At 26.5% G+C, this 20,616-nt stretch carries 18 protein-coding genes; 15 read left to right on the top strand and 3 right to left on the bottom strand.

Annotated features, from left to right (window positions below):
- Positions 1 to 26: 26 nt before the first annotated feature.
- Entirely contained in the window at positions 27 to 800 is a 774-nt protein-coding gene (locus tag BP769_RS03245) for an exodeoxyribonuclease III (protein ID WP_413823925.1), read from the top strand.
- Between the two features lie 90 nt (positions 801 to 890).
- On the opposite strand, the gene BP769_RS03240 is transcribed toward BP769_RS03245, so the two are convergent.
- Complete coding sequence (locus BP769_RS03240; protein WP_413823923.1) at positions 891 to 1,574, bottom strand: TIGR02253 family HAD-type hydrolase; 684 nt, start codon at positions 1,572 to 1,574, stop codon at positions 891 to 893.
- A 105-nt stretch (positions 1,575 to 1,679) separates the two neighbouring features.
- A complete protein-coding gene (locus BP769_RS03235; protein ID WP_413823920.1) occupies positions 1,680 to 2,357 on the bottom strand; it encodes a DNA polymerase domain-containing protein in 678 nt (225 codons plus the stop codon).
- A gap of 648 nt (positions 2,358 to 3,005) precedes the next feature.
- Here BP769_RS03235 and BP769_RS03230 point away from each other — a divergent pair.
- From BP769_RS03230 to BP769_RS03195, 8 genes are all read left to right on the top strand, one after another.
- On the top strand, positions 3,006 to 3,383 hold the full coding sequence (locus tag BP769_RS03230) for a 30S ribosomal protein S8e (RefSeq protein ID WP_413823918.1): 378 nt from the start codon (positions 3,006 to 3,008) through the stop codon (positions 3,381 to 3,383).
- Positions 3,384 to 3,598: 215 nt separating this feature from the next.
- Positions 3,599 to 4,609, top strand: a complete 1,011-nt coding sequence (hypE, locus tag BP769_RS03225) for a hydrogenase expression/formation protein HypE (RefSeq protein WP_413823915.1) — start codon at positions 3,599 to 3,601, stop codon at positions 4,607 to 4,609.
- 70 nt (positions 4,610 to 4,679) lie between these two features.
- On the top strand, positions 4,680 to 5,135 hold the full coding sequence (locus BP769_RS03220; RefSeq protein WP_413823912.1) for an RDD family protein: 456 nt from the start codon (positions 4,680 to 4,682) through the stop codon (positions 5,133 to 5,135).
- Positions 5,136 to 5,943: 808 nt separating this feature from the next.
- Positions 5,944 to 8,754 carry a transglutaminase domain-containing protein gene (locus BP769_RS03215; RefSeq protein ID WP_413827460.1) on the top strand — a complete coding sequence of 937 codons (2,811 nt, stop codon included), beginning with the start codon at positions 5,944 to 5,946 and terminating at the stop codon, positions 8,752 to 8,754.
- 190 nt (positions 8,755 to 8,944) lie between these two features.
- Positions 8,945 to 9,403 (top strand): phosphopantetheine adenylyltransferase, encoded by a 459-nt coding sequence (locus BP769_RS03210; RefSeq protein WP_413823908.1) that lies wholly within the window; start codon positions 8,945 to 8,947, stop codon positions 9,401 to 9,403.
- 230 nt (positions 9,404 to 9,633) lie between these two features.
- The gene (gene fwdF, locus BP769_RS03205) at positions 9,634 to 10,632 is read left to right on the top strand and encodes a tungsten-dependent formylmethanofuran dehydrogenase subunit FwdF (RefSeq protein ID WP_413823906.1); all 999 of its coding nucleotides are present in this window, start codon (positions 9,634 to 9,636) and stop codon (positions 10,630 to 10,632) included.
- A 412-nt stretch (positions 10,633 to 11,044) separates the two neighbouring features.
- Entirely contained in the window at positions 11,045 to 12,364 is a 1,320-nt protein-coding gene (locus BP769_RS03200; RefSeq protein WP_413826122.1) for a hypothetical protein, read from the top strand.
- A 26-nt stretch (positions 12,365 to 12,390) separates the two neighbouring features.
- Entirely contained in the window at positions 12,391 to 13,104 is a 714-nt protein-coding gene (locus BP769_RS03195; RefSeq protein WP_413826120.1) for a metal-dependent hydrolase, read from the top strand.
- Between the two features lie 21 nt (positions 13,105 to 13,125).
- Here BP769_RS03195 and rqcH read toward each other — a convergent pair whose 3' ends face one another.
- On the bottom strand, positions 13,126 to 15,132 hold the full coding sequence (rqcH, locus tag BP769_RS03190; RefSeq protein ID WP_413826117.1) for a ribosome rescue protein RqcH: 2,007 nt from the start codon (positions 15,130 to 15,132) through the stop codon (positions 13,126 to 13,128).
- A 403-nt stretch (positions 15,133 to 15,535) separates the two neighbouring features.
- Here rqcH and BP769_RS03185 point away from each other — a divergent pair, with 403 nt between their 5' ends.
- The 6 genes from BP769_RS03185 to BP769_RS03160 all read left to right on the top strand — a co-directional run bounded on the left by BP769_RS03185 (position 15,536) and on the right by BP769_RS03160 (position 20,593).
- Positions 15,536 to 15,826, top strand: a complete 291-nt coding sequence (locus tag BP769_RS03185) for a hypothetical protein (protein WP_413826114.1) — start codon at positions 15,536 to 15,538, stop codon at positions 15,824 to 15,826.
- A 395-nt stretch (positions 15,827 to 16,221) separates the two neighbouring features.
- Positions 16,222 to 16,431 carry a KTSC domain-containing protein gene (locus BP769_RS03180; protein WP_413826111.1) on the top strand — a complete coding sequence of 70 codons (210 nt, stop codon included), beginning with the start codon at positions 16,222 to 16,224 and terminating at the stop codon, positions 16,429 to 16,431.
- Positions 16,432 to 16,584: 153 nt separating this feature from the next.
- Complete coding sequence (locus tag BP769_RS03175; protein WP_413826108.1) at positions 16,585 to 17,094, top strand: hypothetical protein; 510 nt, start codon at positions 16,585 to 16,587, stop codon at positions 17,092 to 17,094.
- 145 nt (positions 17,095 to 17,239) lie between these two features.
- Positions 17,240 to 18,079, top strand: coding sequence for an N-acyl homoserine lactonase family protein (locus BP769_RS03170; protein ID WP_413826106.1), 840 nt, complete (start codon positions 17,240 to 17,242; stop codon positions 18,077 to 18,079).
- Between the two features lie 133 nt (positions 18,080 to 18,212).
- Positions 18,213 to 20,192: a tRNA guanosine(15) transglycosylase TgtA gene (tgtA, locus tag BP769_RS03165; RefSeq protein ID WP_413826103.1), complete on the top strand. Its 1,980-nt coding sequence runs from the start codon at positions 18,213 to 18,215 to the stop codon at positions 20,190 to 20,192.
- Between the two features lie 50 nt (positions 20,193 to 20,242).
- Positions 20,243 to 20,593: a nascent polypeptide-associated complex protein gene (locus tag BP769_RS03160; RefSeq protein WP_413826100.1), complete on the top strand. Its 351-nt coding sequence runs from the start codon at positions 20,243 to 20,245 to the stop codon at positions 20,591 to 20,593.
- Positions 20,594 to 20,616: the final 23 nt, after the last annotated feature.

Here is a 20,616-nt window from a genome sequence, read left to right as displayed (position 1 = left end):
TTAAAAAAAAATAGGTTGGAATAAAAATGTCTGAGTTAGAATTAATATCATGGAATGTAAATGGTATCAGAGCTATACATCGTAAAGGTTTCATAGATTGGTTAAGTGAAAATAAACCAGATATAATTTCAATACAAGAAACCAAAGCTCAAATAGACCAATTACCAAAAAAATTAATAAATATACCAGATTACACTAGCTATTTCAACAGTGCAGAACGTAAAGGATACAGTGGAGTAGCAACCTATTCACAAATTAAACCTAAAAATGTTATAAATGGAATGGGAATAGAAAAATTCGACACTGAAGGCCGCTTACTAAGAATAGATTACGATGAATTCACCCTATTAAATATTTACTACCCAAATGGTGGATCTGGAGAAGAACGTTTACAATATAAATTAGATTTCTATGATGCTTTCCTAGACTATGCAAATAAACTACGGGATGAAGGAACTAATCTTGTAATTTGTGGTGATTTAAACACTGCACATAATCCTATAGATCTTGCAAGACCTAAAGCTAATGAAGAAGTTTCAGGATTTTTACCTATAGAAAGAGAATGGGTTTCTAAATTCTTAAGTAATGGTTATGTTGATACATTTCGTGAATTCAACCAAGAACCTGATCAATATACTTGGTGGAGTTACCGTACTAAAGCACGTGACCGAAATGTAGGTTGGAGATTAGATTACTTCTTTGTAAATGAAGAATTTTTAGATAAAGTAGTTGATTCCTATATTTTATCTGATGTAATGGGATCTGATCATTGCCCAATAGGTTTAAAATTAGATTTATAAAAAAAATAGGGATGAAATTTTTTCAAGAAAGGGAAATTTATATTTTTCCCTTTATATTAATTACTGTTTTTAATTATTTACTATTTTTTTTTATAAGATTGTGTTTAATTCTGAGATATTGTTTAAAACTTTTAATTCAATATTTTCTTCAATTATTCTTTCTTCAGATTCTAAATCAATATTTGAATTTACAAGGACGGTTTTCATTCCAGCATTTGCAGCTCCAATAATATCCACATCTAATTTATTACCAACCATTATACTTTTCTCTGCTTTACAATTCATTTTTGATAGAGCTTCTTCGAATATGTGACGATTTGGTTTTTTAAATCCTACTTCTTCTGAAGTTATTACTTCATCAAAAAATCCATGGATATTTAATCGGATTAATTTTTCCCATTGTTTTATTGTGATTCCGTTACTTATTGCTCCTAATTTATAACCTTTAGTTTTTAAGTATAATAATGTTTGAGTAGTTCTGGGAAATGGTCGGAGTAATGCGAATTTCACATTATGGTAAGTAGTCATTCCTAATGCTATAAGGAATGGATCTTCTTCTCCTAAAACTGTTTTAGTTAATACATTAAAGTGTTTATCATAATTACTTCCTTTTTGTTCAATTATTTCTTTAAGTAAATCATAAGCTTCATCTTTTTCTAATGGTAATCCGTTTTCCACCATCATTTCAATTGCAGCTCTTCGGGCTGTTTCAGCGAAGCTTGAAGTATCTAATAATGTATCATCTATATCAAAAAATACTGCTTTTTCTTCCAATTTATTATCTCCACATTTATTCATTCTTATTCACAAATTATAAATATTAATTTTTATTATATTTTTTTAAGTTTATATAAATTTTTATTAAACATAATTTTAATTTTAAAAGAAGTCATCTAAACTTTGTTGTTTTTCATTAGTTGCTAAATTAGCTAAATCTTCCTTAGTATATCCTAAAGATTCCATTATTCTTGATACTGCAGGTAAAACTTGATTATTAATATAATAATCTGCATCATAAACTACATCTTCACTGAATTCATAAGGGACTGCTCTTTGACTTATAGATCCTTTACCTTTTTTTATTACATAGCGTATAATGGTCCCTTTTCCAATTTCCATACCTTTTTCTTCCATTTTTTTTGCAGCTATTACATGAGGACCTATTTGTTTATATTCTGATAATTTTTTAGTAATTTGGGTATGAATAACTAAATCTTCTAAATTAACATTTCCTGATTTTATTTTTTTTAAATTTTTACCAATTATTTTTACTGCTTTGTTAATGTTACCCTCTTTAAGAATGGCTTCTAATATGTTTTCTTGGGTTTGTTTTGCTATTGGGGCCCAATCTCTTCTAACCAGCTCTAATCCTTTAGCTATTATTTTTCCATTTTCAATTACAGCATATCTTTTTTTGGTTAAAAAGAATCCTCTGCGATAAAATCCTTCATATTCTAATTCCATAGTTGAAGGTAATGTACTATTAAAAGTGCCTAAAAATTCTTTAACTTTTTTTTGAATTTCAATTTCTTTTTTTGTTTGTGTTTTAGATTCCATATTTAAGTGGCACCTGAAAAAATATTTTTTTTTTCAATTTTATTATATTTAATTATGTTTCTTATATTATAATAAATTTTTTAACTATTTTTTTAATTTTATTAAGTTTATTCCTTTTTTCTTTAGTATTTAATGAGTCTTAATAATTAATGCTAATGTTTATATAATATGTAAATACATATACTATATTATAATTCTAATTATCTGTTTTTTGATTATATTTCTTGCATTTTCAAAAAAATTATTCAATAAATTAGAATAATCAACATTAATTACTTGCTTAATTTTTATTAGTAAAATATTTTTTTTGTCTCGAAAAAATATTTGTTTATACAATAAAATAGAACCTTTAATAAAATTTTTTTGAGAAAAATTTTTGTAAAAATTTTAAAATTTGCATATTTTAACATAATATTTATATATAATATTAAACATAATATTTTGATATTATACTTATAAAGAAGACTCTAATTTTTTTCAATTATATAAAAATATAGAAAAATAATTTTTATTGTTTATTAAACTTATTTAATAGAAAAAACTTTTTAAAGAGTTTTATTTTAATTAACTTTTCCAAAAGAGAATTTTAGGAAAAAACTTTTATTATTAAAAAAATGTATAATTAATTTATAAAATGGTGATTATAAAATGGCAATTAGTCAAGGAAAATCTACCAGAGGACCATCTGGTAAAAGAAACATTTCAATGCGTGGAAAAAGAAAATTCGAATTAGGAAGAGATCCTGCTGAAACCAGACTTGGTGAAAAGAATCTTAGAAAAATAAGAACCCACGGTGGTAATTTTAAAAACCGATTAGCTGAAGGAAACACTATAAACATTATAAATCCAGAAAATAATAATGCTGAAAATGCTGAAATCTATAATGTTATTGAAAATAAAGCTAATCCCAACTATGTTAGACGTAACATCATAACCAAAGGAGCTATTGTTGAAACTAGTGCTGGTAAAGCAAAAGTAACTAGTCGTCCTGGTCAAGATGGTGTTATTAACGGTGTGCTTATTTAAGCATACTAATTAATCTTTTTTTTTTATTTAATTCATTATTTTTAATATATTATAAATTAACTATTTTTGTTTACATAAACTATTTTAAATACTTATAATAAATTACATAATGTTATTTTTTAATTCTATAAATCTAATTTTAAAATAAAAAGATAAATAATCGTTTCTTTTTATTTAATTAAAAACAAATTATTAAAAACAATGGAGTATACTTTATGAAAATAGGAATGAACCATGGAGCCGGTGGAGAGGTAATGGAAAACCTTATAAAAGACACTATCCTTGGAAATGTAACTAAAAAAGCGGTTAATGATGGAATTGGATTAGATTCATTAGATGATGGAGCAACTATTCCAATTGGAAATCAACAAATTGTAATAACAACTGATGGACATACTGTAAATCCATTATTCTTCCCTGGAGGGGATATTGGTAGAATCGCAGCTGCGGGAACCATAAATGATGTAAGTATGATGGGGGCAAAACCTTTAGCAATTACAAATTCAATGATAATTCAAGAAGGATTTCCAGAAGAATCATTAGATACAATCATGAAATCTATGGATGCTTGTTGTCAAGAGGTAGATGTTGCAATAGTTGCTGGAGATACTAAAGTAATGGAATCCGATAAATTAGATGGTATTGTTATATCAACTACTGGATTAGGTATAGTTGATAATGATAAAGTTATAAGAGATTCAACTTTAGAAATAGGAGATAAAATCATAATAACTGGAACTGTAGGAGATCATGGTTTAAGTTTAATGAGTTTAAGAGAAGGTATTAACTTCGAATCAACATTACAAAGTGATGTTGCACCAATGTGGGGAATTGTTGAAAAAGCAACCGCTGCTGGAGAAATTCATGCAATGAAAGACCCTACACGTGGAGGATTTGCTAATGCTATAAATGAAATGGCAGATAAATCCGGAGTAGGAGTACTTCTCCAAGATGATAGTATACCTATCCATGATGAAGTTCGTGGAGTTAGTGACATGTTAGGTATAGATCCTTATGAAGTTGCTAATGAAGGAAAAGTAGTAATGGGTGTTAAAGCAAGCGATGCCGAAGATATTTTAAAAGCTATTAAAAAAGATAAATATGGTAAAAACGCTGCAATAATAGGTGAAGTCACTGATGACAATCATGTATTAGTTGAAACACCTGTTGGTGGTGTAAGAATCATGGAAACACCAATTGCTGATCCGGTTCCAAGAGTTTGTTAAAAAAATAGTTTTTATATATTATTAATATAATAAATATTAATAGATTATTAATATAGGTGGCAAAAAATTTATGGTTAAAATTGAATACTTTAAACAAAGAGCTGGTGCTTACATAGTAGACTTTTTTGTCGTATCAGCATTCATGTGGATAATATCCTATGTTCTTTTTTTATTCGCAAATCATTATAATGTATTTGCAATATACCATTACTTCATCTTTGTATTACCAATAATTCAAATAATTTATTTCACTGTGCTTGAAAAAGTTAATCACGCAACATTAGGTAAAAGTTTATTTGATATAGAAGTTCAATCTACTAATCAAGACTTATCATATGCCCAAACATTTGTTAGAAGTATTTCTAAAATTTATTGGGTAATTATTATATTAGATATTTTAGTAGGTATCATAGTTAAAAAAGATGATAGATTTCTTGATTATATCTCAAGAACTGTTATTGTAAAAAAAGAATTTGAAGATAATTCTCAAGATGATGTTGAAGATAAAGAAGAATTAATAAACTAAATTTTTGTTAATGAAAAACACATTTTTTTCATTAAATCAACTTTTTTTAAAATAATTTTATTAAACTTATCTAAAACCTTTTTTTATAAAAATATTAATCAAAAATTAATTAACACTATTTTTAAAACAGTTAAATAAAACAAGTTATTAAACATAATTAAATTACAATATTATACTATTTTTAACATTTTATAATCATATTAATACTCCTATATAAGTATTAAATATTTATTTTTAATAATGATATAATATTTACTCTTAAATTTAGAAATCTTAATTAATTAATTAATGAAACTTTATTAGTAAGTTAATTTTTTTTTAAATAGATAATTGAATATATATTTATTAATAGTTTCAAATTCACTTAATTTTTCAAAGGTAATTTTAATTTTTATAAACTTTAAACTTACCTATTCAGTTTATAGTTCCAAAAACTATTTTAATTTAAAATTAAATATATTTATACTTTTCTTAAGCTTTTAAAATTAAAAAGCATTGATTTTATTAATTTTTTATCGTAGTTAGTTTTATATATTTTCACCATATAAAAATATGTATAATAATTGTGGAAAAATATTTCACCCAAAAAAATACACCTTTTATTTTTCACATAAAAAAAATTATTATTAATATTAAAAATTAATTATTTTCGTGAATATTTTTTTTAAGAAATAAAAGGATTAAAAAAAAATTAAATTTTTAGAAATATTTTTAAAAAGCTTATTTTTTTTAGGTGATTAAATATTATAAAATAATTTTTTCATAATTACTAGAAAATTATAATTTAATAAATTGAGGTGGAAAAATTTTGATAAAAAACAAAGCATTTATTCTTGTACTGTCATTAATACTTTTTATTAGTATTAGTGGAGTTTGTGCAAGTAATGCTAGTGATGTATCAAACAATCCAAATTTATGTAGTAATATTAACCAAATCTCAGATTTAACTAATAGTACTTCTCAAGTTTCAAATAATATTGAAACTTCTCAGGATGTTGCTTCCAACTCATCCACTAATGGGAATATTGCAAATAGTGCAAATACTACAACTAGTGATAATAATTTGGATAGTTCTAATAGTAAGGTGGTTTTACAATCTTCACAAAGTATGTTGAGTCAAACAAATAATAATGTCATTCTTGGGGATACTTATCTATCAACTACCACTACAATGAATTGTTCAGGAAATACAGCATATAAAGGAGATAACTTTATAGTATCACTCCTTGATGGAAATAACAATGGAATATCTGGTCAAACAATAGCTTTAGATTTTAAATTTGGTTCTAATAATAAAACCTACTTCCTAACTACAAATAGTAATGGGGAAGTGAGTATACCAATTAACTTAGCACCTAATACTTATACAGTTACTTATTCTTATTCTGGATCAACTAATTATTCTGCAAGCAGTAATTCTGTGGATTTAACTGTTATTAATGGAATTTATACTATTATTAATCTTTTAAATAATACAGTTCCTAAAGGAAACAGTTTAACAGTTTCATTAACTGATATTAATGGAAACCCTTTAAGTAATCGACAAGTTAATGTAATATTTGGAAAAGGAACACAATATACTAATCCTTATACAATAACTACAAATTCAGAAGGTAAAGCAAATATTCAAGTAAATCTTGCACTTGGATCATATGATGTTTATTATACCTATAATGGAGATAATACATATCGTAATGTTTCAGGATCATCTCCTATTTCTGTAGTTACTCCAACAGTTTCTAAAACAAATACTATAATCAATGGTAAAAATTTAACTGTTTACACTAATTATGAAAACATATTATACAATATTACACTTCTAGATGCATCAGGTAATCCTGTAAGTGATAAAAATATTTTTGTCTCTATTAATGGTTTATCTTTTGAAATTGTAACTAATGAAAAAGGTGTTGCAAGTTTATATTTACCTAATGGTTATTCTGCAGGAACCTACTCAATAACCTATAATTTTAAAGGAGATTCAACTTACAATTCATGTCAAGGTACTAATTCTTTTATAGTTAACAATTACAATACAAATAAAACCGATACAGTTTTAACTGCGGATAATATAAGTATGATTCAAAATGATGGTACTAATGTAAGTGTTATCTTAACAGATATTAATGGTAAAGTACTTATAGGTCAACATATTTGTATAACATTTTCCGTAGGGACTAATAGTAAAGATTATTATGCAACTACAGATAATGCAGGTAAAGCAACTTTACCAATAGGTTTAACTAAAGGGGAATATACTGTTAAATATTCATTTACAGGTAATAGTAATTATAATCCAAGTAGTGTTGTTATTGATTTAACAATATCTGCTCCTAAAACTCCTACTTTAATCCAATCTTCAAATCTTACTATGTATCAAGGTTCAGGTCAATCTTACACATTAACATTAATTGATATTTATGGAAATACAATAGCAAATAAAGAAATGTTAATAGTATTCACTAAAGCATCTGGACAGAAATTTAACTATACTTATACTACAGATGAAAATGGTATAATAAACATACCTATAGGATTAGCAGTAGGAACTTATACTATTCAAGGATTCTATTCTGGAGATTCAGTTTACAGTGCTTGTAATGGGGATATTCAAAATATAATTGTTAATCCTCAACCTGTTAGCTCTGATATAAGTATTAATCAAATAATTTCTGGAGCTATTTCTATACGGGATTATGTTTTAGCTAATTCTCTCTTACCTGATAGTATAACTCTTAATGATAAAACTTATACTATAGGTGATTTTGCATATTACGTTGCTCAAGCAATTGTTAATATTAATTCTGGAAATACTAATAGCGTAACTCTTAAGGATGTTACTGCTGCACCTAATCCTAATGGAGATTATATTAATGGTAAATATGATATGGATAAACTTGTAAATGTTGCTATTAAAGTTGTTACTTTTGTTAATAATCATGGTTATGATCCTAATTATGTAGGTACTTCTTTAGGTCAAATGTCATTTGATGATTATACTTATGCTATGGTAAAAGCTTTAATATTCTATTCAGAGAATGGTCGTTTCCCTAATTTTGTTTCTGTTGTTTCTTCTTCTGTAAATGGTGGTACTTCTAGTGATTTACCAACTAACCAGTTTGTATCTGGTTTAAATGAGCGAAATAATGGTGCAGATGCAAGTGCTTATTATGCTAATAGTACTAGTTGGAAATGTAACTCTCAAAGCAGCACTATTATATCTTTAGCTAATAGTTTAACTTCAAGTTTAACTACTCAAGCTGATAAAGCTACTGCCATATTTAATTATGTTAGAGATGACATTAGTTACAGTTACTATAGTAATAGTGTTAGAGGTGCTTCTGGTACTTTATCTGCGGGTAAAGGAAACTGTGTAGATCAAGCTAGTCTTGTTATTGCTCTCTGTAGGGCTGCAGGTTTAGCTGCTAGATACTGTCATGGTCAAGGATGTACATTTAGCAGTGGTTTAGTTACTGGACATGTTTGGGCACAAATTCTTATTGGAGACACATGGTATTCAGCTGATGCTACTAGTGTTAGAAATAGTTTAGGACATGTAGTAAATTGGAATGTGTATTCATTTTCAGATTTACATAAATACGTTGTAGTGCCATTTTAGATTCAATATATTTTAATTAAAAATTTATTATTTGAGTTTATTTATTTTTTTTTTTTTTAAACTCATTATCTTATTTTTATTATTTTTTTCATAAAACTTTAAATAAATTAAAAGTGTATAATTATTTAGGTAATTATAAAATTTGATTAATTTTTTTTAAAAGTAATATTTTTTTTAAAGGTTTTTGTTTATGGTTAAAAAGTATAAGAAAGTAGCTGTTGGTGGAACTTTTGATAAGTTTCATTATGGACATAGGGAATTAATTGGAAAAGCTTTTGAGATTGGTGAAGAAGTAGAGATTGGTGTTACTTCAAATGCTTTTGGGGGTTTAAAAGGAGATATAGATTCTTGTGACGTTCGTATGGGTAATTTAAATAATTTTCTTAAGGGATCTCATGCTAATTTCCATATTAGTCGTTTAGATGATCCTTTTGGGCCGTCTATTGATGATCCAGATTATGATGCTATAGTTGTTAGTCTCGAAACAGAACCTAATGCTCATAAAATTAATGAGATTAGAGAAAATAAAGGTATGAAACCTTTAGATATTATTGTTATTAATTTTGTTTTAGCAGTTGATGACGTGCCTATTTCCAGTACCCGGATTCGTGCTGGTGAAATTGATAAAAAGGGACGTCTTTTGAAATAATTATTTGATTATTTCAATTTTTTTTAAAAAAATACGATATGTTTATATATTCATTTCGTTAAATAATTAAATATAAACTCTTATATTATAGAATGTTTATAAATAACCAATAGTTAAAAAAAATATTATTCAAAATATAATACATTAAAAGAGCGAAGAGAATAAAAATGATTATGGACACATTTTTTAACTATTCCAAAAGATAAAAAATAAATTTTCGGGGTTTTCAAATGGTAGTTATTGAAAGAAATGGTAATGAAAAAAGAAAATTAATGCATAAAAATGATAAATGTGTAGGTTGTGGAATATGTGCACAATTATGCCCAACACAATCATTAGAATTAGGTCCAATAGCAGACATCTCAAGAGGCAAAACCAACCAAGATAAAATAAAAATAGAAAAAGACAGTTGTGTGCTCTGTGGATTATGTGCATCAGTATGTGCATTCGATGCATTAAACTTAGAAATAGACGGAAAAAACATACAAGACTTACCTAATTATCCAAAATGGACACACTTCTCAGAAATTGATGAAGAAAACTGTATCTACTGTGGAAAATGTAGTTATAGTTGCCCACAAGACGCAGTCTTTTTCCAAAGAAACTTACCAAAACCAACAGATTTAATTCATGGAAACATATCAATAAATGAAGAAGACTGTTTATACTGTAAAATTTGTGAAGAATTATGTCCTGTAAGTGCAATAACAATAAAAGCAATTCCAGAATCTTCAACTAGAACAGATTTAGCAGTACCAAACAATATAGAAGTGGATTTAAATAAATGTGTACAATGTGGAGTATGTAAACGAGCATGTCCACAAAATGCAATAAAACAAGTCTGTGACACATGTATGTATGCTGATGAATTACCAGAACCAGAAATAACTGGAAAAACATTCATTGATAATAATTGTGTTTACTGCGGATACTGTAAAGAATTATGCCCAGAAGACACAATAAAAGTAGTTAAACCATTCGATGGAGAAATGCTAATTCCAGAAGCAGAAGAATGTAAAGATTGTCAAGATTGTATAGAAGTATGTCCATGTAACGCTTTAGAAATAAAAGATGGATTTTTATCACTTAATGAAGAAAGATGTATTCTCTGTGGCGCATGTGTAAATGCTTGTCCTTTAGATGCCCTACAATTACGTAGATCAAGTATGAAACTTGAAAACATAACAAACGCATCCTGGCAAAAAATCATAGGAAAACTCTTAGAATAAAAATAAATATTAAATAATTTTTTTTTAGAAATATAAAAAAATGAAAAATTAATATAAAAAATTAATTTTCATTTTATTCTAAAAAAAATATTATTCTCTCTTTTAATAAAATAAATTGCTTTTTTTAACCATTTTTCACTATTTTTTAATTATAACCTAATATTAAACCTTTATCTGTCCATTATTAAACATTAATTTTATATATTAAAATAATTATATTAATTTATAATTAAAATTATAGGATATTTAATATAATCATTTTATTACAATTATACTAACTAACCATATTTAGTATAATAAATAAAAACACATACACAAATTTTAAAATAATTAAACTTTTAATTTTATAAAAAAATTTTAGGGGAAAACTTTCAAAAATTATTAAATAATGTTTTATGGTGGTAAAAGAAGAATGGATGAAATGAATCAAATATTTAAAGGAATTTTACTCGCCGCTATAGGTTTAATTGTTATATATGAATCAATAATTTACAGTTTATTAGATATTATATTGCTATTAGGTTTATTAATGTTATTTATCGGTATAATAATGTTAATATCAATTTTCATAACAAATGGTTCTAATCAAAATGAGTTAATAACAAAAACTAAAAACTCTTTAACTAATAAAAAAAACAATTTAACCTCTGAAACAAAATCCATAGCATCCTTAGATGACTCATACAATAATGAATCAATATTCACAACTATAAACAAACAATTTGCTGAAAGATTCACCAATCCAGAATATAATTCAAAAGCAGTTTTACGTTCAAACCCTCAAGTTTGGGATGAACCCTCATATGATTATGAAGAACCAGAAGAAGATTTAAATTCTAGAAATATTTCACTATCACCATCTAAACAAAATAATTCTAGAAAAAATAATCTTAATAAAATTGGTGTGATGCCAAGAGGATATAAAAAACATCCACCTGCAAGACAATTTAACTTCACTCCTAATTATGAAAAACCAATGAAAGTCACACGTAAACCAAAAAGAAGAGAAGTTCCATTAGATTATGAAAATGTTGAAGCTCCAGTTTACCAAGAACCTATTCCTGAATCAATAACTCCAGTCTATGCCGAAGAATATGGAACTGTTTATGATGAAGAAGAAACTATAAGTAAACCATCAATTGTTTCTAATGTGAATAATCATAAAATAAATGATGATACTTATAATCTTATACCAAAAAATACAAAATCTACAGAATTATCAGATTTCATTACAGAAAAAACTCATAATGTACAAAACGTGCAGAAAACAAATCCTTCTAAAGTTAAAAAAGGATCTAGGCTACGAAAAAGTTATGTAATATGTAATCAAGGTATAATGACTTCAGAAAATGCTTTTGAATTAATAGGTAAACATGCAAAATCTGAAATATTTTTAGAAGTACCTTCACTTAAAGAGTTAAGCAGTGGTTTTTTAGCTAATATTTGTAAGTTAAATACAAAATTAATTATTCAAGAATTTAATCTTAAAGACACTTCATACATATTATTAATATCAGCATTAATTGAAGATGGGGTGAAAGTAAAACTTTTACCAATAGTAAACACCTTTAACTTAATAAGTGATGATTCTTATGCATTAATAATTTCTAATGGAGAAGATCAAATAGATTTTGATTATGGTGCAGTTTATACTGACATACAATCTATTAATTTAGTTAAAGATAACTTTAATAAATCATGGGATTTAGCCCATAATTTAGACAATAAGTAAAAAAAATTTATATTAGGTGATAAAAAATGGAAATAACATGGTTAGGTCATTCAACCTTTTTAGTAGAATCTAATGAAGGTGTTAAAATCTTAATTGATCCATTCATAAGTAATAATCCAGCATGCCCACTTCCAGTTGAAGAAATAGAAGCAGACATTATTTGTGTTACTCATGGACACAGTGATCATTTTGGTGATGCAATGGAATTATCCCACAATTTAAACTGTCCAATAATATGTATACATGAAATTGGATTATTCTTAGCAAAACAAGGAATAAATAAAGTAAGTATGAATAAAGGAGGTTCACTTGTTCTTGAAGGAATAAAATTCACAATGTTAGATGCTAAACATTCCGGAGCATTAGATGTTGTAGAAGAACCTGTTGCTGGTGGTGAACCTGCAAGTTTCTTAATAACAATGGAAAATGGTGAAAAATTATTCCATGCTGGAGATACAGCACTATTTGGGGATATGAAAACTATAATTGGTGAAATTTATAAACCTGATGTTGCAATTTTACCTATAGGAGATAAATTTACAATGGGACCTTTCGAAGCAGCATTAGCTGCTATGTGGATTAATCCAAAATATGTTTTACCAATGCATTATAATACTTTCCCTGCTATAGAACAAGATCCTGCAGTATTTAGTAATTTTGTAACACAATTAAATCCAAAAATAGAAACAGTAGTTATAAATCCTTTAGAAACTTTTGTTCCTGAATTAAAGGATGAATAATACTATTTTTTAATCTTTTTTTTATTTTTTCATTAAACGATATTGTATTTCTCTTGGATCAATAATATCACATTTACCACTTGGTAAAACTCTTACAACATCATCTATGCCTAAAATATTTTCTTTATCAATTTTACTTAAGATTTTTTTAGCTATTGCTTCTTTTTTAATGTGTCCTGGTTTTAATGCTACAAAATTATCACAATATTTGTTTACTGCTTCAATAGGTCCGGCCATTATACGTTTACCTTCATAATCTACAATACCCACTGCTAATTCCAGATTCGCATTTCTAATATAATTTCTATGTCCTCGTATTATAAAAGAACCTTTAGGCACATATTCTCCAGATTCTGGTGTTTTACTTACTTGGTTTGGTGATACGTAATATACATCTTGGTTACTATAACCTTCAGACCATGCACTAGAATAAGAAGCTGCAAAAATTCCTGCTTCTTTTATAGTTTGATTTGTTAATTCTTCACCTTTTAATCGTATACTAATTGAAGGTGCACCGTGAATATCACAATGGAGGTAAATATCATTATTATCTAAATATTTTTTAACAATAGTTTCATTAGTATTAGCATCACGTCCTCCAACTACAAGGAAACCATCGCTTGATAAAAACCATCTTAATTTTTCAAACCATTTTAATTCTTTTTTTACACGTTTTTGAGTAACATTCACTTTTTCCATAGCAACAGTTTTACGTTCACGTATATCTTTTAATTGTTTACGAGTATTCTCTATTGCAATATTTGCCCCATTAATTTTATGTTTTGCTTTTTTACTTTTTTCATAATAAATTTCAGCGTTATCGTTTAAACTCTTTTTACAATCTATGTTGATATGTGTATCTTCTAAAACTAGAGTCATAGTTCCTAATTTATCCATAGATTCAAAAATGTTTGAATCTTTTAATCCACTCTTTTTAGCTTTTTTTAAAGTATTGTTGATTTGTTTCCAGGAATACTCTTTATCTCGAGCATTAAGAATTACTTTTTGTAAAGATTCAATTTCAGTGTAATGTGAATAAATTAATTCTCCTTTGTGTTGACATGTTTCTATAGTTTCATGGAAACCTTCTAATGTTTCTTCTTGTAATTTTAATCTTTTTTCAAATTTTCCTACTTTTTTATTCCATGCACGTTCTTGAACACTTGTAATTTCCTTATTTACTTTACTACTGTAAAACTCATCTGCAGCTTCATTAAAGGTTTTAAATTCAGTTTTTTCCATATTTTGATATTTTCCTAAATTTAATGGTACTAAGTATTCTTTTTTCTTATCTTCTTTTTCCTCTTTATCTATTTGAGGTTTAAAAGCATCCTCTTTTAAGGGTTTAAATGTCTCAGTTAATGCATCATATAATTTTTCAACATCATCATTATTTAAATTAGAACATTCTGTGTTTTTATCAATATTTGTATGGGATATTATTTCTTCAGCATATAAACTACCTAAACCGTTACGTGCAAGTGTACGGACAATATCACTGTCACTATATCTGATTAAGTCGTTGAATTCTAGTAGATTAATTGTTATAGGATTCATTCCATGTTGTGCAGGGAATTCATAAATTTTTTTACTTGAAATATCTCGATTACCTACATGTTTTCGTTTTAATGGTAGGATAATATTTTTTTCTTCATCTAATAGTATTATATTTCCTTTATCAAATAATTCCACGATTAATGTGTAATTTTGTTCTTTTTGCATTTTTATTTCAACAACACGATCAAATTCGTGTTGTTTTATACTTATAACATTTGCACCTTTAACTCGTTTTCTTAGTAGCATTGGAAAACTAGGAGGGGTTAATGGATTTTCTAATGGGTATTGGCTAATATGTAAACGAACACCGGCTTGCATAACAAGGTCTATACGACCATATCCGGCTTTATGGAACCTCATTACAACAGTATCATTGGTGGGTTGAAAAGATTTATCAACTCTTGCGCCTGTTAATAATTTGTTTAATTCATAACTTATTGTATACACATCAACATTTGACATAGTTTTCATATTAAGACATCATTCCTTTAAAATAAATTAATTATTATTATTTATTATTTTTTAAATATTTTAAGATTTACCTTATCATATTAATACTATATTTTAAAAAAAATTACCTATACTAAAAAACATAGTACCGTTCAATAATTATTATACTTATCCTAAAACATTTATTAAATATAAGAGTTAAAATTAATAAATAGTGTTTTATAGTAAATTTTAGTTATTTAAAATAAATCCCTATACATCATTATATTGAAAAACCTTATTTATTAAAAATTTTTCAAATTCTTTATAAACTTAAATACTAGGTAAAAGTAAATATAATAATAATAAAAAATTATAGATTATATATAATTTCTAATTCTTAAAAAAATTTATATTAAATATTTACAATAATCGGAATGATAAAATGGATAACACAGTTAAAGTAACATCAATACATCTCATATTTGCAATAATTGCAGCATTATTATCCTCTGCACTTACAATTGGATGGTTTGGATTCACTAATCCCGTCATAGCAGCTTTAGTAGGTATAGTTTTACTATATATTACAGGACAGTTATGTAATAAAATTTTTGCTGATGATGAAGAATTAAAAGGTTTCACTAAATGGTTATGGGATGGTATAGTACCATTCATTTTCTGTTGGTTCCTTGTTTGGACTTTATTATTTAATTATTTAGGTTTACCTCATTAAATTAATTTTTTAAAAATCTAAACCCAATAAATTTCATCATTTACTCTTTTTTTACTTTATTTTTAAAATATTCTAATTTTTATATAATATCTTTTTTTAATAGTATTTCCCCTATTTTTTGGGAGAATTTTATATACTGTAGAGAACATATATAATAAATAGAAGATTAAAAGAAAAAGATTATTAAAATTTCAAGTTTTAATTATTTTATTGTTTTTTTAGCTGAAAATTTTGATTATTATTTTATCTATTAAAATTTTTTTAGATTTTTTCTTTTTTTTAGCTTAGGCTTTAAAATGATTTGTTTGTTGGTTTTTTAACTAACAAATTATATTTAGATAATCTTCTCTTTTTAAGTATTTAATTAAAAATTTATAATATGAGGTGTTTTTAATATGGAACGTAGTCCTATTGAATCTAAAGATTTATGTGCTGTTGGTTACGATGAAAACAGTAAGGTTCTTGAAGTAGAATTAAAGGATGGGGATGTTTATCACTTTGCTCGTGTTCCGGTTAAGGTTCATACTAAATTGATGAATGTTGACGATAAAGAAACATATTTTGATCGTTATGTTAAGAATAATTATCCTCACCGTAAAATTTAATTTTTAATTTATAATATTTTTTTTCACTAATTTTTTTTAAGATTTTTTACATAAATTTTTAATACAAAAGATTTATATGTATGTTAGTACTTACTTACATTATAGTTATTTTGAAAAAGTAAGAAAAAATTTAATAAGTGGTGAAATAACAAAATGAAGAAATGGCTAAAAATTGTAATCATAATCCTCGTAATACTACTCTGTATAGGTGTAATTTATGGAGCAATATCTGTAAATAACAAAGATGCTGAATGTGATTCATTTTCAATCCAAATGCCCCATGACTACAGTGTAATATCCACATCAGATAGGGCAATATCTATAGAAAATAACCAATTTACCAGTAGTATTTTTAAAATAAACAAATTAAATAATAATAATACAACATACATAAAAACAGCAGCAAATGGTGAATTTGTTAACGGTTCCAAAGTTATAAGTACAAATACTCTTGACATGGCAAGTGATAACTTTACTAATTTCACAATACAAAGAACAGAAATTACAAATAAAGACGAATACCAATTATATGCAGAATTTGTAAAAGATGATACAAAATATAGTATTACAAGAACATATACTAATGAAAATTCATTTAACCAAAGCGCAGATAATGATCTTGGAACAATATTAAACCTTGCAGTATCAATAGATAAAAAATAAAACTAAAATTAATATTTTTTTTTTTTAATTCTTTTTTTTTTTTAACACATAAAAAAACATTAAACTACTTTTTAAAAAAATTTTTTTAATCTAAAAACAAAATATATAATTAATTAGATTATTAAAATAAGGATTTTAGATATTTATGGCAAATATAAAAATACACGTATTTCACTGTGGAAAAGTATGTGTAGCGCCAGATATACCATTTGGTGGAGAAAAAACTAATATAATAAAAGCCTCCGGATTATTAACACCTAAAGATAAACGTTTATGGTTACCTGTATCAGCATACCTTATAGAATATGAAAACTATAAAATACTTGTTGACACAGGATGGAGTCGTGAAATAAGTCCTCAAGGGGTTTATGATAAAAAAGCTCAAATAAAACACATGTCCAGAATATTATACAAAATAAACCAAGCAATAATACCTAAAGGACAAACAATTGATGAACAATTAAAAAACATTGGAATACAATCACAAGACATAGATTATGTATTATTAACACACCTTGACTGTGATCATGTAAGTGGTATTAAAACCCTTAAAAATGCAAAACACATCTTAGTATCAAAAGATGAAGTTAAATGCGCCCAAAAAAATAGATTAAGATATACAAAAACTATGTGGGAAGGAATCAATTTAGAACAATTCAATTTTAAAGATACAAATGATGGACCATTCCATAAATCTTATGACCTACTAGGAGATGGAGTTATAAAACTTATAAATATACCAGGTCATTCAGATGGGCTATTTGCTGTTAAAATTACATATAATAATAAGTATGTATTGCTTTTTTCAGATGGGGGATATGCAAGTAAATCATGGAAAGAAATGATATTACCAGGAATATCCATGGATAAAGAAAAACAATATAAATCACTCCAATGGATAAGAGATATGAGTTTAAATGAAAATTGCATAGAATCATTAGCAAATCATGACTCTGATATAAAACCACACATAATAACATTTTAATAAAAAAAATTTTTTTTATATTTTTTTTTAAATAAGATATTTAAACCAGAAAAAATATAATTAAATTAATAATACTAATTTTTTTATAAAAATCTTTTTTTTTACAATTTAATAAAAAGGGAATTTAATATTTATGTTTGAGATTAAAGCTAAAGATAATAGAGGACGTGTTGGAGTATTAAAAACTCAACATGGAAAAGTTATGACACCTGCATTAATGCCTGTGATTCATCCAAGAAAACAAACCATTGATGTAAAAAAATATGGTGCAGATATCGTAATTACAAATGCTTATTTAATTTATAAAGATCCAAAACTTAAACAAAAAGCATTAGATGAAGGATTACATAAATTAATTGACTTCCAAGGACCTGTAATGACAGATTCAGGTAGTTTCCAATTAAGTGTTTATGGTGATGTTGATATTGGCAATACTGAAGTAGTAGACTTCCAAGAACAAATAGGTTCAGATATAGGTACAAGCCTTGATATACCTACAGCACCTTATGTAGATAAAGAAGAAGCACAAAAAGATATGGAAATAACAATCAAACGTGCTCAAGAAGCTATAGAATACCGAAATAATAAAAAATATAATTTAAAATTAAATAGTGTAGTTCAAGGATCAACATTTACAGATTTACGTAGTGAATGTGCAGATAGACTAACAAGTTTAAATGCAGATTTATACCCAATAGGAGCAGTAGTGCCATTAATGGAAGGTTATGATTATAAAAACCTTGTAGATGTAGTAATGGCAAGTGTAAAAAACCTACCTGATAGTAAACCTAGACATTTAATGGGTGCAGGCCATCCAATGGTATTCGCATTATGTGCAGCAATGGGTTGTGACCTATTCGATTCAGCAGCTTACATATTATATGCTGAAGATGATAGATTATTAACCACCACAGGTACAATAAAATTAGAAAACTTACATGAAATGCCATGCAGCTGTGAAGTATGTAGTAAATACACACCAGATGAATTAAGAAAATTACCTAAAAAAGAAAGAGTGGAATTAATAGCAGCACATAACTTACATGTTAGTTTTGCTGAGTTAAGACGTATACGTCAAGCAATCTATGAAGGTACATTAATGGAACTTGTTGAACTACGTTGCAGAGCACACCCTGCACTACTTGATGCCGTACGAGAACTTGGAAATTATAGTGAAGATTTAGAAAAATATGATCCAAGTGTTAAAAAATCAGCATTCTTCTATACTGGACCAGAATCATTAAAACGTGCAACAGTAACTAGACACTTAGAAAAATTACGAAATCAACCTAAAAAGAAAGATTTAATAATTTTAGGCGGAGGACGAAAACCTTACAGTAAATATTATCAAGGAAGACTTGGAAGATTCCACACATTAACTGGAAGCCAAAAACAAGTAAATCCAGAAGAAGCAGATTTCATGGTACTTGACATACCATTTGGTTTAACCCCACTTGATTTAGATGAAACATATCCTTTAGCACAAAATGTCGCACCTAAAATTTTAGATGATGATAGTATTGAATTCTTAATAAATACATTAGCAGAGTTCAGTGAATATTACAATCAAGTATTAATCCATGCAAGACCAGTAAGAGAATACGGTTTAGACCTACCAGAATATGAACACTCCCATGATATACGCTTTAAAAAAGATGATACAAGAAAAATTAAAGCAATAGCAAATTACCAATTTCAATCAAACATAGGAGAACAATTGTTTGATGGTGATTTAAACATTGAAAAAAGTAAAAAAACTGGTAAAATTAGACATATTTATGATGGTGAAGAATTAATAGCTAATATGAGAGCATCTGATGCTAATTTTGTCTTATCTGATGAAGGAGCAAAAAGATTACATAAAAATATAAACTATCCAAATAACCGAATAGTTGTAGATTCAAGTGTTGAAGAATTCGCACGTGATGGGAAAAGTGTTTTCTCTAAATTTGTAGTAGATATAGATCCTAATATACGTGCGCAAGATGAAGTTTTAATCACTAATTCAAATGATGATTTACTAGCTTATGGTAAAGTATTATTAAACCCTAAAGAAATAAATGATTTTAATACAGGTCAAGCAGTAAAAGTACGTAAAGGATTTAAATTATAAATAGTAAAAAACAATATTATATAATATAATAATTAATTGGATGATAATATATGATGCCTGGAATGAACCCAAAACAAATGAAGAAAATGGAAAGACAAATGAAGAAAATGGGAATGAAAATGGATACTCTTGAAGGAGCAAGAGAAGTAATTATACGATTTGATGAAAAAGAATTAATAATTACTGATCCGGATATAACTTTAATGAATGCAATGGGACAAGAAACCTATCAAATTATAGGAGAAGCAAAAGAAGTACCAATTGATGTTCAATTAGAAATCCCAGATGAAGATATAGAAATGGTTGCAAATACTGCAGGGGTAACTGAATCAGATGCAAAACAAGCATTAGAAGATGCAAATGGTGATATAGCAGATGCAATCCTTAAATTACAAGGATAATTAAATATAAGATTTAGAGGTGT

The organism is Methanobrevibacter sp. UBA417, from assembly GCF_002508845.1.
Lineage (GTDB): Archaea > Methanobacteriota > Methanobacteria > Methanobacteriales > Methanobacteriaceae > Methanobrevibacter_A > Methanobrevibacter_A acididurans.
This window is presented reverse-complemented; position numbering and strand designations above follow the sequence as displayed.